The 12,775-nt window shown below is 61.1% G+C and carries 11 protein-coding genes; 2 read left to right on the plus strand and 9 right to left on the minus strand.

The genetic code is table 11. The features are described from left to right. Positions 1 to 66: 66 nt before the first annotated feature. Complete coding sequence (locus JMA46_RS09175; protein ID WP_247647190.1) at positions 67 to 534, minus strand: LysM peptidoglycan-binding domain-containing protein; 468 nt, start codon at positions 532 to 534, stop codon at positions 67 to 69. Positions 535 to 865: 331 nt separating this feature from the next. Between JMA46_RS09175 and lexA the strand changes: the two genes are divergently transcribed. Then, on the plus strand, positions 866 to 1,555 hold the full coding sequence (gene lexA, locus JMA46_RS09180) for a transcriptional repressor LexA (RefSeq protein ID WP_207345066.1): 690 nt from the start codon (positions 866 to 868) through the stop codon (positions 1,553 to 1,555). A 140-nt stretch (positions 1,556 to 1,695) separates the two neighbouring features. Here lexA and JMA46_RS09185 read toward each other — a convergent pair whose 3' ends face one another. Both JMA46_RS09185 and hflX read right to left on the minus strand, forming a co-directional pair. Beyond that, complete coding sequence (locus JMA46_RS09185) at positions 1,696 to 3,723, minus strand: ATP-dependent DNA helicase (RefSeq protein ID WP_207345036.1); 2,028 nt, start codon at positions 3,721 to 3,723, stop codon at positions 1,696 to 1,698. Then, positions 3,716 to 5,377 (minus strand): GTPase HflX, encoded by a 1,662-nt coding sequence (gene hflX, locus JMA46_RS09190; RefSeq protein WP_207345037.1) that lies wholly within the window; start codon positions 5,375 to 5,377, stop codon positions 3,716 to 3,718. The genes JMA46_RS09185 and hflX overlap by 8 nt, the downstream gene beginning before the upstream one ends. Before the next feature lie 207 nt (positions 5,378 to 5,584). On the opposite strand from hflX, the gene JMA46_RS09195 reads away from it, so the two are divergent. Continuing rightward, positions 5,585 to 6,172: a methyltransferase gene (locus JMA46_RS09195; protein WP_247647191.1), complete on the plus strand. Its 588-nt coding sequence runs from the start codon at positions 5,585 to 5,587 to the stop codon at positions 6,170 to 6,172. 49 nt (positions 6,173 to 6,221) lie between these two features. Here the strand turns inward: JMA46_RS09195 and dapF are convergent, their stop codons facing one another. The 6 genes from dapF to recA all read right to left on the minus strand — a co-directional run bounded on the left by dapF (position 6,222) and on the right by recA (position 12,774). Next, positions 6,222 to 7,154: a diaminopimelate epimerase gene (gene dapF / locus JMA46_RS09200; RefSeq protein WP_207345038.1), complete on the minus strand. Its 933-nt coding sequence runs from the start codon at positions 7,152 to 7,154 to the stop codon at positions 6,222 to 6,224. Positions 7,155 to 7,197: 43 nt separating this feature from the next. After that, entirely contained in the window at positions 7,198 to 8,145 is a 948-nt protein-coding gene (gene miaA, locus JMA46_RS09205) for a tRNA (adenosine(37)-N6)-dimethylallyltransferase MiaA (protein ID WP_207345039.1), read from the minus strand. After that, positions 8,142 to 9,683 carry a tRNA (N6-isopentenyl adenosine(37)-C2)-methylthiotransferase MiaB gene (miaB, locus tag JMA46_RS09210; protein WP_207345068.1) on the minus strand — a complete coding sequence of 514 codons (1,542 nt, stop codon included), beginning with the start codon at positions 9,681 to 9,683 and terminating at the stop codon, positions 8,142 to 8,144. The genes miaA and miaB overlap by 4 nt, the downstream gene beginning before the upstream one ends. A 248-nt stretch (positions 9,684 to 9,931) precedes the next feature. Beyond that, a complete protein-coding gene (locus JMA46_RS09215; protein WP_207345040.1) occupies positions 9,932 to 11,113 on the minus strand; it encodes a lytic transglycosylase domain-containing protein in 1,182 nt (393 codons plus the stop codon). Between the two features lie 70 nt (positions 11,114 to 11,183). Next, positions 11,184 to 11,711: a RecX family transcriptional regulator gene (locus tag JMA46_RS09220; protein WP_207345041.1), complete on the minus strand. Its 528-nt coding sequence runs from the start codon at positions 11,709 to 11,711 to the stop codon at positions 11,184 to 11,186. Between the two features lie 10 nt (positions 11,712 to 11,721). Next, entirely contained in the window at positions 11,722 to 12,774 is a 1,053-nt protein-coding gene (recA, locus tag JMA46_RS09225) for a recombinase RecA (RefSeq protein WP_207345042.1), read from the minus strand. Position 12,775: the final 1 nt, after the last annotated feature.

A 12,775-nucleotide genomic window follows, 5' to 3' on the forward strand; every position in this document is an offset into this window, starting at 1 on the left:
ACAGCATGCGGACAGTTGGGCTGGTCCTGACGCTTCCGGTGGCAGCCTCAGTTGCGGTGGCAGTCGCTATTTGGGGAGGGGCACGAACAACTGCTGGCCCGCTTGCAGGACACCTGCGCCAAGCTCGTTGAGGGCCACGATCTCACTCACGATCTCACGAACATCGCGGTTCGGGTCGCTCGCGGCGGCAATGCTCCAGAGGCTCTCACCTTGGAGCACGGTGACCGTTCTGGCGTAGTCGGCCATGTTCACGGCTGGATACTGCGCCGAAGCGTGAGCCGGACTCGCCGTGGACCCGAACACAAATGCCATTGAAACGAGCACAACCACAGCTGCAAGGGCAATAGCTGGCACACCCAGGAGCACCAACCGCCCTCGACGTGTCAGCTCTAAGGAATACCTCGATTTCGCTGCGACACCAGTGGAATCGACACCAGGGAGAACAACGCTGGGGCGAGTGGCACTTGTGCGCTTTGTGTGATGGGTGTTGTATTTAGTGCCAAATGCTGCTGTTGAGGCAACCATTGCATTCATGACTTCTGGTCCTTTCGCCATGGATCCGGATCCGTGGCCACAAAAACCGTCTGGATCAATTTTCCATGCATTGCATACATATTAGAATGTATGTTCGAATTTGCTACTAGTACAGTTTTAGCATCTATAGACGACACTTGCCAAGACCTGATAGAACAAATGTTTGAAAAAGCCTTGTTCGTGGCTTAAACTTGGGAGTACAAGGATTGGCCGCTACTTGCAGTCCACCAGCAGGCACTGACATTGGTCAGGGCAGCCACGAAAGGAACTCGGAACCATGGCGCTTCCAGACCCCCCGCACCGCATTCCCCAGGCTCCGAGCCGCGCAGGCATGAAGGGGTTGACCGTCAGGCAGAAGAAGATTCTCGAGTGCATCCAACGCTCCATCGCGGACAAGGGCTACCCGCCCTCCATGCGTGAAATTGGCGACTCAGTAGGGCTGGCAAGCCTCTCCAGCGTCACGCACCAGCTGACTCAGCTTGAACGCCACGGATATTTGCGCCGCGATCCCAAACGGCCCCGCGCCATGGAAGTGCTCATCCCTCTGGTTCTCGACGATGGAAAAGTTGAGATTGAAGGTGTCCGCTCCCCCTCCCAGCTGCGCAGTTCGAATGGCTTGAACTTTGCCGAGCTCAGCAGTTCATCCGACACAGCCTTTGTGCCGCTCGTGGGGCGCATCGCGGCAGGTGGCCCCATTTTGGCGGACCAGTCGGTGGATGATATCATGCCGCTGCCACGGCAGATCGTGGGCAGCGGCGAACTGTTCATGCTCAAAGTTCAGGGCGATTCCATGATCGACGCCGCTATTTGCGACGGCGACTGGGTTGTTGTCAGGCAACAACCAACCGCCAACAACGGTGACATTGTTGCGGCCCTGCTTGAGGATGAGGCAACTGTGAAAACGTTCCGCCAGCGTGACGGGCACACGTGGCTACTCCCACAGAACACCCGCTACGAGCCCATCCTTGGCGATCATGCCACCATCATGGGCAAAGTGGTCTCTGTGTTGCGCAGCCTTTAGTCGCGAGCAGCAGCGCACCAAGCACTACTCTGCTGCGCAACGGCAACAGTGGCAACAGCGCTAACAGCAAGCACAGCGAAGGGCACCCTCAGCCGGCAACGGCCCAAGGTGCCCTTTTTTGGTGCTGCCACGCAGGCCACTCAGTGCCCGGAGAGCCTCTTCAGTGCCGAAAGGACAACAGTTTTGTCCTTGGTGGCCCAAAATGGTGGAAGGGCTGCGCGCAGAAAACCGCCGTAGCTGGCGTTGGCCAGGCGCGAGTCAAGCACGGCAACCACGCCTCTGTCCTCACTGGAACGGATCAGGCGCCCCACACCCTGCGCAAGACGAACAGCGGCGTGCGTGGCCGAGATCGCGATAAAGCCGTCACCACCGCTTTGTGCCACCGCCCTGGCCCGGGCCGTAACCAACGGGTCATCAGGACGTGGGAAGGGAATCCGGTCAATGACAACGAGCCGGCACGAGGCGCCTTGGACGTCAACACCCTGCCACAGCGACATGGTGCCGAAGAGGCACGTGTCCGGTTCGGCAGCAAACTCCTTGATGAGCCCGGCCATGGACGAATCACCTTGGCACAGGATCTTCACTGAAAGCTTTTTTCTCAATTTCTCAGCCGCTTCCTCTGCGGCACGCCGTGAGGAAAACAGCGCCAGAGTGCCGCCACCGGCAGCGGTGATGAGAGCTGCAAGTTCATCCAACTGTTCCTGGGACATGCCAAAGCCCGGCTTTTTAAGGTGGGCCGCCACATATAACATGCCCTGTTTGGGGTAGTCGAAGGGGGAACCTACATCGGCTCCGGTCCAACTGGGTGCGCTGGGACCCAACAGGCCAAGCCCGCCAGCTGTTGCCTGAAACGATTCCCCAATGGCGAGCGTGGCTGAGGTCAGCACCACCGTACGGTCAGTGAATAGACCCTCGCGTAATTTCATGGCGACACTCAACGGGGCAATGTTCATGACGGCGGGTTCGTTTTCGTCCGCTTTCTGATACCCCTTGCCCGGTGTGAAGCTACCGGGCCGCGAAGCCCAGACGACTTCGCGGGCATCCTGGGCAGCCAACAGACGTTCGCACAAGTCAAAGATCAGGTTCAGGCGTGATCTTGCTATGGAGCGGCCACCGTCGGCAGCTGAGTTTCCCTCTGGTTTAGAATCCGACAGTGCTGCCCGCACGGCGTCACGCACCTGTTCGATGGCCTGAGTTTGGCCGTCGTTAAGACCGTTGGGTTGAAGCCCTTCGGGGATCCCTGCCAATACCAAGTCAAGAGCGGCAGCGCTTGCGTGCAGAGCGTCTACTGACACACCTGTGTGCTTCCGGGTGCTGGAGGCTGCTGCCTGCACCATTTGGACGGACAGCTGACCTGTGACAGCCCCTGTCACCCGGTCGTGAAGTTCATGGGCTTCATCCACCACAACAACGTCGTAGTCAGGCAAAACGGCAATGCCTTCGAAGGCGCTGATGGCCAGCATGGCGTGGTTCGTCACCACAATGTCCGCATTGGCGCCACGGGCACGCGCCAATTCCGAGAAGCACTCTGCAGCCAGCGGGCACTTTTGTGCACCCAAGCACTCCATGGACGTCACAGAGACTTGGCGCCACGCCTTGTCGGTGACACCCGGCACCAGCTCGTCCCGGTCCCCCGTTTCGGTGTTCTGCGCCCATTCGCGCAGCCGCACCACTTCCTTGCCGAGCACTGATGTGGGGCCGGAGCCTGCACTTGACGGATGCGGGACACTGCTGTCCTCACCCAAGCTGAACAAGGCACCTTCGCCGGTGTCTTCCGAGGGAAAGCCGCCGCCCAACTTGTGCTTGCATACGTAGTTGCTGCGTCCCTTGACTAAGGCAACGTCGATGGGTCGTGGCAAAAGCGGCGCCAAGGCTTCAAGGAGTCTCGGCACGTCACGGCCCACGATCTGGGCCTGCAGCGCAAGCGTTGCAGTGGCCACCACCGAGGGTTTGTCGCTCGTCAGGGAATTCACGATCAACGGAATCAGGTAGGCCAGCGACTTTCCGGTGCCCGTGCCGGCTTGGACCAGTAGGTGGTCGCCGCTTTCAATGGCTTCCACAACACGGCGCACCATTTCATGCTGGCCCTCCCGTCGCTGGCCGCCCATGGCTGCCACGACTTTGTCCAAGAGGTCAATGGCCTGCTGTGAAAACTCACTCTCAGGCATGCTGGACAAACGGCTCTACCTCAGCTGCCAAATCTTCACGAACCCTCACGTTCGCCAACGTGCCATGCTCACCGTGATCCAAGCTGATAATCTCGGCATCGCTGCGGTGGAGTTTGTTCAAGACATCACCGCGGTCGTAAGGGATCAGCAGTGTCAAGGTGACACTGGGATGAGGAATTCCCTCACTGATGGCCTCAAGCAGTTCATCAATGCCCTGGCCCGTGCGTGCCGACACCACTACTGTGCGGGCCTCGTGCTGGCGAAGCCGCTCAACCACAAAGGGGTCGGCAATATCCGCCTTGTTCAAGACGATGATCTCAGGGATTTGCAAGGCCCCCACCTCGGCAAACACTGTCCGAACGGCAGAGATCTGCCCCTCCGGGTCCGGGTGGGAGGCGTCCACAATGTGCAGGATCAGGTCAGCGTCGGCCACTTCCTCCAGCGTTGACCTGAACGCCTCAACCAACTGAGTGGGCAGCGACCGGACAAAGCCGACAGTGTCCACGAGTGTATAGCCCAGCCCGTCAGCAGTTTCGGTCTTGCGCACGGTGGGGTCAAGGGTGGCGAACAGCGCATTCTCCACCAGCACACCGGCGTCGGTCAGGCGGTTCAGCAAGGAGGACTTGCCGGCGTTGGTGTAGCCGGCGATGGCTACCGAAGGCACGCTGTTGCGCTTGCGGTTGGCACGCTTCGTTTCCCGGGCGGGGCGCATGGCGGCAATTTCACGGCGCAGCTTGGCCATTCGGGTGCGGATTTTTCGCCTGTCCAGTTCCATCTTCGTTTCACCGGGTCCGCGCGAGCCGATCCCGCCGCCGGCGGTACCGACACGTCCGCCAGCCTGGCGGGACATGGACTCGCCCCAACCACGCAGACGTGGCAGCAGGTATTCCATTTGGGCCAGCTCCACTTGGGCGCGGCCTTCACGGGACTTTGCATGCTGGGCAAAGATATCCAGGATCAAGGCAGTGCGGTCAATGACCTTGACCTTGACGACTTCTTCCAAAGTGCGTCGCTGGGACGGAGCCAAGTCGCCGTCGATAATGACGGTGTCCGCCCCTGTCGCGTGAACAATCTCCTTCAGTTCCTGGGCCTTGCCCGTACCTAGATACGTGGCAGGGTCGGGTTTGGCGCGGCGCTGGACCAAACCGTCAAGGACCTCGGACCCAGCTGTTTCAGCTAGGGCTGCCAACTCCCGCAAGGAATTTTCCGCATCCGCCATGGTGCCCTGGGACCACAACCCAGCCAGCACAACTCTTTCGAGGCGCAGTTGGCGGTATTCAACCTCGGTAACGTCTTCCAGCTCGGTGGAGAGGCTGGCTTTTCGACGCAGCGCATTGCGTTCGGCCAGCTCACTCTGGTCCCCGTCAAAGCTGCTGTGCTGGAAATTCATTGACGAAACGGCCTGCGCCCCGGAGGACAAGGGCCGGGTCGATCGGGTTCCCCGGTACGGGTCCTGTGCCTCAAATTCGTCATCGGCACGAACCGTGGCCGCTGCTGCGGCGTCTTTGGCCAGGATCCGGTTGATCACGGCTTCGATCTCGGCGACCGACAACTCCTGCCCAGACGCGTCTGGGCTTGAGGCAGCTTCCTCATTCCCGTCGTTGTGGGGTGTGGTGTTGTCGTCGGAACCATTGTGGGCAGATGCGTTGGACATGTTCTCCTTATAGGCGCTTACCCTCAATCTTAGTCCGGCCCGCCCACACGCACACCTGCACCCTCCCGTTCCTGTGGACAACGGCCGCCAACACTCGTGGTGCTAGGGCGTGCCTAGATACACAATGCGGCAATTTCGCACTAATCTGGCATGACTATGGGTACTCAGGGCGCAGATCATTATTTCAGTTCACAACCGTCAACACCGATGACGCGCCGGCCACTGCGCGTAGTGTTGGCCGGTGAAAAACGGCAATTGCAGACAGCGGGTGGCATCTTCAGTCCCGACGGCGTCGACAAGGGCACTGTGATCTTGCTCAACGAGGCGCCACCGCCAGCCACCGAAGGCAATCTGCTGGACATTGGTTGCGGTTGGGGGCCGGTCGCACTCACCTTGGCATTGCGCTCCCCCGCGGCGACCATCTACGCCGTCGACGTCAATGAGCGCTCCATTGAACTGACCCGCGACAATGCGAAGGCGTTGGGATTGGACAACGTCCACGCTTCCACGCCCGACGCCGTCGACCCGTCACTGCGCTTCAACACGATCTGGTCCAACCCCCCTATCCGAGTGGGCAAGTCGGAATTGCACTCAATTCTGCTCATGTGGCTTCCTCGGCTGGCCCACAACGGCAACGCCTACCTCGTGGTGCAAAAGAATTTGGGTTCGGATTCGCTGCAGCGCTGGCTGGCGGCAGAACTGGGCGAGCAGTTCCCCGAGGCCGGGTTCACGGTGGTCCGGGCCTCCACGAACAAGGCCTTCCGGATTCTCAAGGTCACCCGCACCAAGCCCTGACCCACCGGCAGCACGGCACCGGCAGCACCGCTCATGAACGTGGCCGGGCCTACTCCAGGGCGTCGGCGATGACCCCTTCGGCCACGATCACGGCCGGTCCGCTGAGTTCCACGTGTTCGCGGCCGTCGGGGCCGGGGAAGAACCGCACGCCGACCACACCGCCGGGAACGGCCACGGCCCAGTCGTCCGGGGCCTCGGTGCCTGCCCAAAAGCGCGTTGCCGCAGCGGCCGCACATGCCCCGGTGCCACAGGAAAGTGTCTCCCCGACGCCGCGTTCGTGGACACGCATGCTGATGTGCCCGACGTCGTCCATCACCAACGGCTCAGCCGGTACGGCAAACTCTACATTCGTGCCGTGTGGGGGAACCGGCGTGACGGCGGGGGCCGTGGCCAGGCTCATCATGGCCAATTCCTCGAGATCCGCCAGCGCCACCACGGTGTGGGGGTTGCCCATGGTGATGGACAGGGCCGGGCGCTCCACGGGCAGGCCCGATGCCTCGACGAGCGAATCCATGCCGCGTCCAGCAGCAAGTTCAGGGTGGATAAAACCCCAGGGGCCCATATCCACCCGGTAGCCGGCACTGGTGCGTGCAACCACCTTGACGCCCGCGCGCGTGCCAATCGTCAGTTCCTCGCCGAGCCCCAATTCAACGAGTCCCTGGGTGAGCAGGAAGTGCGCAAAGACACGGACGCCATTGCCGCACATTTCCGAGCGCGATCCGTCCGCATTGTGATAATCCATGAACCATTCGGCTTCCGGGTGGTCCTCCAACAACGCCACGCCTTCGGGCAGATGCCGGGAGCGCACGGCGCGGATCAGCCCGTCCCCGCCAACACCGCGATGCCGGTCGCACAACCTGGCGATCTGCTCTGGCACAAGCTCGCGCAGGCCTTCGGGGTCTGCCAGCAGCACAAAGTCGTTGCCGGTGCCATGGCCTTTGGAAAATCGCAGGCCGGTTAGGGAAAGCTCGGATTCAGTCATGATTCAAGCCTATTGCACCTGTTGTTCGACGCCGGACAACGCCTCAGGTGTCCGTGTTGCCTTGCGCTTGGCTCATCCAGGTGGCGTTCACCAATGCAGCCGCGGCGCTGCCCAGATCCGGTTGGGCCCAGTCCAACCATTTCACGCGGGGGTCTGCGCGGAACCAGGTCAGCTGGCGGCGGGCAAATTGCCGGGTCGCCACAATCGTTTCCTCGGTGGCCGTTTCCAGGGTCGAGGTGCCGTCAATGACGCGCAGGAACTGCTGGTAGCCCAGCGCTTTGTGGGCCGTGCGGCCTTCACGAAGGCCTTGCGGGATGAGTGATTGAACTTCCGCAAGCAGGCCGTCCTCCACCATGATGTGGACGCGGGCGGCCAGCCGCTGGTGGAGTTCAGCACGGTCCCCGTTCAAGCCGATTTGCACTGTCGGCGTGAGGTACTGGCGCTCAGGCATGAACGAGCTAAATGGCCGTCCTGTCAACGCATGCACTTCCAGTGCCCGCACCACGCGCTTGCCATCGTTGATGCGTAGCGCTGAAATGGGGTCCACTTCGGCAAGCCGCGCCAGCAAGGCAGGCTGTCCTACGCTTTCAAGTTCGCTCTCAAGGGCCGCGCGGACGTGCTGGTCGGTTCCTGGAAATTCGAGGATGTCCACAGCGGCCCTGACATAGAGCCCTGAGCCCCCCACCAAAATGGGGAGCCTGCCGCGGGAACGAATATCGGCAACAGCATCCCTGGCCATGCGTTGGAAGGCAGCCACCGTGGTGTCTTCGCGCACGCCAAGGAAGTCCATGAGGTGGTGTGGAATGCCGCGCCGATCCTGCGGAGGCAGCTTGGCAGTGCCAATGTCCATGCCCCGGTAAAACTGCATGGAGTCGGCGTTGATTGCCTCACCGTTGAACTGTTCGGCCAGTTGCAGGGCAAGTTCCGACTTGCCGGATCCCGTCGGACCAACAATGGCGACCAGCGGAAGAGTGGCAGCTTCCACGCTCACGCGGTACGGACTGGCAACGACGGCATGCCGAGGCTGACTTTCGGCCGGGCGCCCTCGTTCCCTCCGGCCACGGGCACACCACAGGATTCTGCCTGGGCAAGGTCCCAGGCATCCCCGGCTCGCGAACGCCGCAGCGAGTAGTCGGCCGTGGTGTCCGGGTCGGCGATGAGGTGGAAGGATGCAGCTTCAGTAACGGTGACCGTGACCACGTCGCCGGGACGCGGGGTTTGCCCACCTTTGGGAACACTGAAGTGAACGAGGCGCTGGTCCTGTGCGCGGCCGGAGAGCCTGTGCGTTTCCGCGGCCTTGCGCCCAGAGGACGCGGTGACCATGACTTCCACCTTGCGTCCCACCTGCTTGGCGTTTTCCTCCGCCGCGATCCGGTCCTGCAACGCGGTCAGGCGCAAGAATCGTTCCTGCACAATTTCCTTGGGCAGCTGATCAGGCAAATCTGCCGCTGGCGTACCGGGTCGTTTGGAGTATTGGAACGTGAAGGCGGTGGCAAAGCGGGACTTTTCGACGACGTCGAGCGTGGCCTGAAAGTCCTCCTCCGTCTCGCCGGGGAAGCCGACGATGATGTCTGTGGAGATGGCGGCATGGGGCATCTGCTCACGGACCTTGTCCAGGATGCCCAAGAACTTGGCCGAACGGTAGGAGCGGCGCATGTCCTTGAGTACCTTGTCCGAGCCGGACTGCAGCGGCATGTGCAGTTGCGGCATGACGTTGGGGGTCTGTGCCATGGCGGCGATGACGTCATCGGTGAAGGCCGCCGGGTGGGGACTAGTGAACCGCACGCGTTCAAGACCTTCGATCGCACCGCAGGCTCGTAACAGTTTGCCGAACGCGAGCCTGTCACCAAATTCGACGCCGTAGGAATTCACGTTCTGGCCCAACAGCGTCACCTCGATGGCACCGTCATCCACCAACGCCTGGATCTCTGCGAGGATCTCCCCGGGGCGGCGGTCGCGTTCCTTCCCACGGAGGGCTGGGACGATGCAGAAAGTGCACGTGTTGTTGCAGCCCACGGAGATGCTGACCCACCCGGAGTACACGGAATCGCGACGCGTGGGCAGGGTGGATGGGAAGACCTCCAGAGATTCCAGGATCTCCATTTGTGCGTCTGCGTTGTGGCGGGCCCGTTCTAGCAGCACAGGCAGGGCCCCTACATTGTGGGTGCCGAAAACCACGTCTACCCACGGAGCGCGCTTTTGAATCGTGTCGCGGTCCTTCTGCGCCAGGCAGCCGCCCACGGCGATCTGCATGCCCGGGTTGGTCTCCTTGATGTGGGCCAGCATGCCAAGGTTGCCGTAGAGCTTGTTGTCGGCGTTCTCGCGGACCGCACAGGTATTGAATACCACCACATCCGGAATAGCGTCACCGTTGGCATCCAGAATACGAGCAGGCCCGGCTTCCTCCACGGCCACAAGCCCGGCCGTTTCCAGCAGCCCGGCCATGCGCTCGGAGTCGTGCACGTTCATCTGGCAGCCATAGGTTCGCACTTGGTAGGTGCGCGGCTGTGTAATGGTTTCTAGGCTCATGGACTCGGGGCTGGCGGAAGAATCAACGCTGTCTTGGATCAGGCTCACCCCACCAGCTTAAGACCAACGGCGCTCTATCAGCTAAACCGTCCTTTGACCCGCCCCTTAGTCGCATGAGAGCGTCTCAGCCGCGAAACCGCTGACAGGCAGCCGCGTTCTCACTGGTGCGGCGCTGGCATGTGGTTCAGGCGCGGTTTCGCGGTTTGCCCCTTACGGGTCAGTACCAGCCCACACTTTGCGAGTGGCCCTCATGTAATTTGCGTCTGATAGTTGTTTAGCCAATCAGATCCGACTTCCCCATATTTGCCCGGAGGCAGCGCCTGGGCAATTCCATAGGCACCGCTGGAGGGATTGGTGGCATTTGTGCGCCAATTCGATTCACGTTCCCACAACTGGTTCAAGCACTGGAACTGTTCTTGATCCCAACCATGGGCGGCAAGTCGTGATGCAACATAGGCCTTTGCACCAGCAGGATCGTTGGTAGCACCACTGGGAATATTGGGCAATAGCTCCTCAACGGGAATGTAGCCACCTCCGGGGTTTGGGGCAACAGGAGCCGGCGGGGTCACGGGCTTGATTGGTCCAGGGACGGGCGCGGGCAGTCCGGGATTTGGCGCAGGGTTGGCGATGACCGGGTTTGGTCCAGGATTGGGAGCTGCAGGCAATTGTTGGATTTGAGCCGCCCGCTGAGCTTGAGCTGCAGCGGCGTCCCGCTTAGCCGCTTGTGCCTGCTCATAAGCGGCGAGTTCCGTTTGGCCCCTTCGGTACTCTTGTTCCTTGGCAACGCTGGTGTTGTTCAGCGCGGCAAGTTGGGCGACAAGTGTGGTGCTTTGGGACTTCTTTGACTCCAGTTGAAGTGACACCGTGGCGTGAGCAGCTACTGCGGTGTCACGGGTTCTCAATGCCGCGGCAGAGAGTTCCATTTGCGCTGTTTGCGCCGCCTGACGATTCTTTTCCAAGGCGGCTGCTGCGGCTTGCGATTCACCGGCCAGTTCATGTCTCCTTGCTGACTGATCCCCCACCCGCTGCATCAGGTCCACGCCGTTGAGGCTGTCCAGGGACTCAAGCGCCGCCATGGTGGCAAACAGACCAAGCCCGATGCCACCGTGTTTGTAGTTGTGTACGGCCACAGCCACAGCTTCTTTTTTATATTTCTGGGCCTGTTCCGCAGCTCGCTGCGCTTGGGCGTTCAGGACGTCTACTTCGACTGTGGCTGCGTCGAGTTTGTTCTGCGTCATTGCATAGTCGGCACCAGCTTGTACGGCAGTGGTGCCGACAATATCTGCTTCGCATTCCAGCGCGTCCAGCGCCTGAGCGATCTTCGAGGCCACACCCGCCGTGGCAGCAACATTGCCTGTCGCAGCCTCAACATCTGCCCAGCTGGGCGATCCCGACGGCGGCGCATCCTGCGCCTGGGGCCGGCATCGCAAGCAGGCAGGAAACGAGCAAAACAAGGGCCGCCAAGGGGACGGCCAGTAGTCGGTTAGGTAGTGCCAGCGGCTAGTTCTCCTGGAGGCTTTCATCGATGGCCTCGCCCACCACTTGATAGGCCATTGATGGGTTGAATCCCTTCCGCGCCAGCATGGCCACCCACCGACGCGTGTACTTGTCCCGTTCAGCCCGTTCACGCAGATCGACGGATACCCGCATTTTGCGTTGGATAAGTTCCTTGGCCTGACGGCGCTCGGTGCCCTCATCAATCTGGTCCAATGCTGCCTGTGCCAGTTCCGGGTCTATCCCCTTCTCTGCCAGCTCACGCTGCAGTGCCCCCTTGGCTAAGGACTTGTGCATGGAGCGGCTGCGCACCCACAACTGGGCAAACTCGGCGTCGTCAATGAGCTTCACCTCTTCAAAACGGTCCAGCACTGCTTCGGCAACATCGTGGGGGATGTTGCGTTCGGCAAGTTTCTGGCTAAGTTGGAGACGGCTTTTCGGCGAGCTGGTCAGTTGGCGCAGCACGATGGCCCTGGCCGCCGACGCCGGGTTGGCGTCAGCAGCCTGGTCAGGGGCAGGTCCTCTGGACTTCACGGCTGGCTCCCTAGAAGCCGTCCACGGCCTTGAGCTTGGGGGCACTCTCAACTTCGGCTTCAGCTACGACGCCGACACCAAGTTTTGCCTTGATAAGGCGTTCAAGCTCCTCCGTCAGTTCAGGGTTGTCCTTGAGGAACCGCCGGGAGTTTTCCATGCCCTGGCCGAGCTGGTCGCCGTCGTACGTGTACCAGGACCCGGACTTGCGAATGATGCCGTGTTCAACACCCATGTCGATAATGCCGCCTTCACGCGAAATTCCCTGACCGTAGATGATGTCGAATTCAGCAATTTTGAACGGCGGCGCCATCTTGTTCTTTACGATCTTTGCCTTGGTGCGGTTGCCCACCGCGTCGGCACCTTCCTTCAAAGTCTGGATCCGGCGTACGTCAATGCGGATTGAGGCATAAAACTTCAGCGCCTTGCCACCGGTGGTGGTCTCGGGGCTGCCGAAGAAGACACCGATCTTCTCGCGCAGCTGGTTGATGAAGATGGCAGTCGTCTTCGTCTGGCTCAGGCGCCCGGTAATTTTACGCAGTGCCTGGCTCATCAGCCGTGCCTGAAGGCCGACGTGGCTGTCTCCCATGTCACCTTCGATTTCGGCGCGCGGCACCAGGGCCGCCACCGAGTCAATGACGATCACGTCAAGTGAGCCCGAGCCAATGAGCATGTCCATGATCTCAAGGGCCTGCTCACCGGTGTCCGGCTGGGAAACGAGCAGTGCGTCGACGTCAACGCCCAATTTTGCGGCGTAGTCGGGGTCAAGTGCGTGCTCGGCATCAATAAATGCCGCGATGCCGCCGTTCTTTTGCGCACTTGCCACGGCGTGCAAGGCAACCGTTGTCTTACCGGAGGACTCGGGCCCGTAGATTTCAACGACACGGCCGCGCGGCAGGCCGCCTATGCCCAGCGCAATGTCCAAGGCAATGGAGCCGGTGGGAATCACTTCGATCGGAGCTCGTACGTCATCACCCAGGCGCATGACTGAACCCTTGCCAAATTGCTTGTCAATCTGGGCCAGTGCTGCTGCCAGCGCCTTTTCACGGTCTGCGGGAGCGGCCATG

The organism is Arthrobacter sp. E3, from assembly GCF_017353415.1.
Taxonomy (GTDB): domain Bacteria; phylum Actinomycetota; class Actinomycetes; order Actinomycetales; family Micrococcaceae; genus Specibacter.

Bases quoted from the DNA above. Each gene is read 5' to 3' on its own strand.
- JMA46_RS09175 (WP_247647190.1), bottom strand. From the start codon at position 534: ATGAATGCAATGGTTGCCTCAACAGCAGCATTTGGCACTAAATACAAC.
- lexA (WP_207345066.1), top strand. From the start codon at position 866: ATGAAGGGGTTGACCGTCAGGCAGAAGAAGATTCTCGAGTGCATCCAA.
- JMA46_RS09185 (WP_207345036.1), bottom strand. From the start codon at position 3,723: ATGCCTGAGAGTGAGTTTTCACAGCAGGCCATTGACCTCTTGGACAAA.
- hflX (WP_207345037.1), bottom strand. From the start codon at position 5,377: ATGTCCAACGCATCTGCCCACAATGGTTCCGACGACAACACCACACCC.
- JMA46_RS09195 (WP_247647191.1), top strand. From the start codon at position 5,585: ATGACGCGCCGGCCACTGCGCGTAGTGTTGGCCGGTGAAAAACGGCAA.
- dapF (WP_207345038.1), bottom strand. From the start codon at position 7,154: ATGACTGAATCCGAGCTTTCCCTAACCGGCCTGCGATTTTCCAAAGGC.
- miaB (WP_207345068.1), bottom strand. From the start codon at position 9,683: ATGAGCCTAGAAACCATTACACAGCCGCGCACCTACCAAGTGCGAACC.
- recA (WP_207345042.1), bottom strand. From the start codon at position 12,774: ATGGCCGCTCCCGCAGACCGTGAAAAGGCGCTGGCAGCAGCACTGGCC.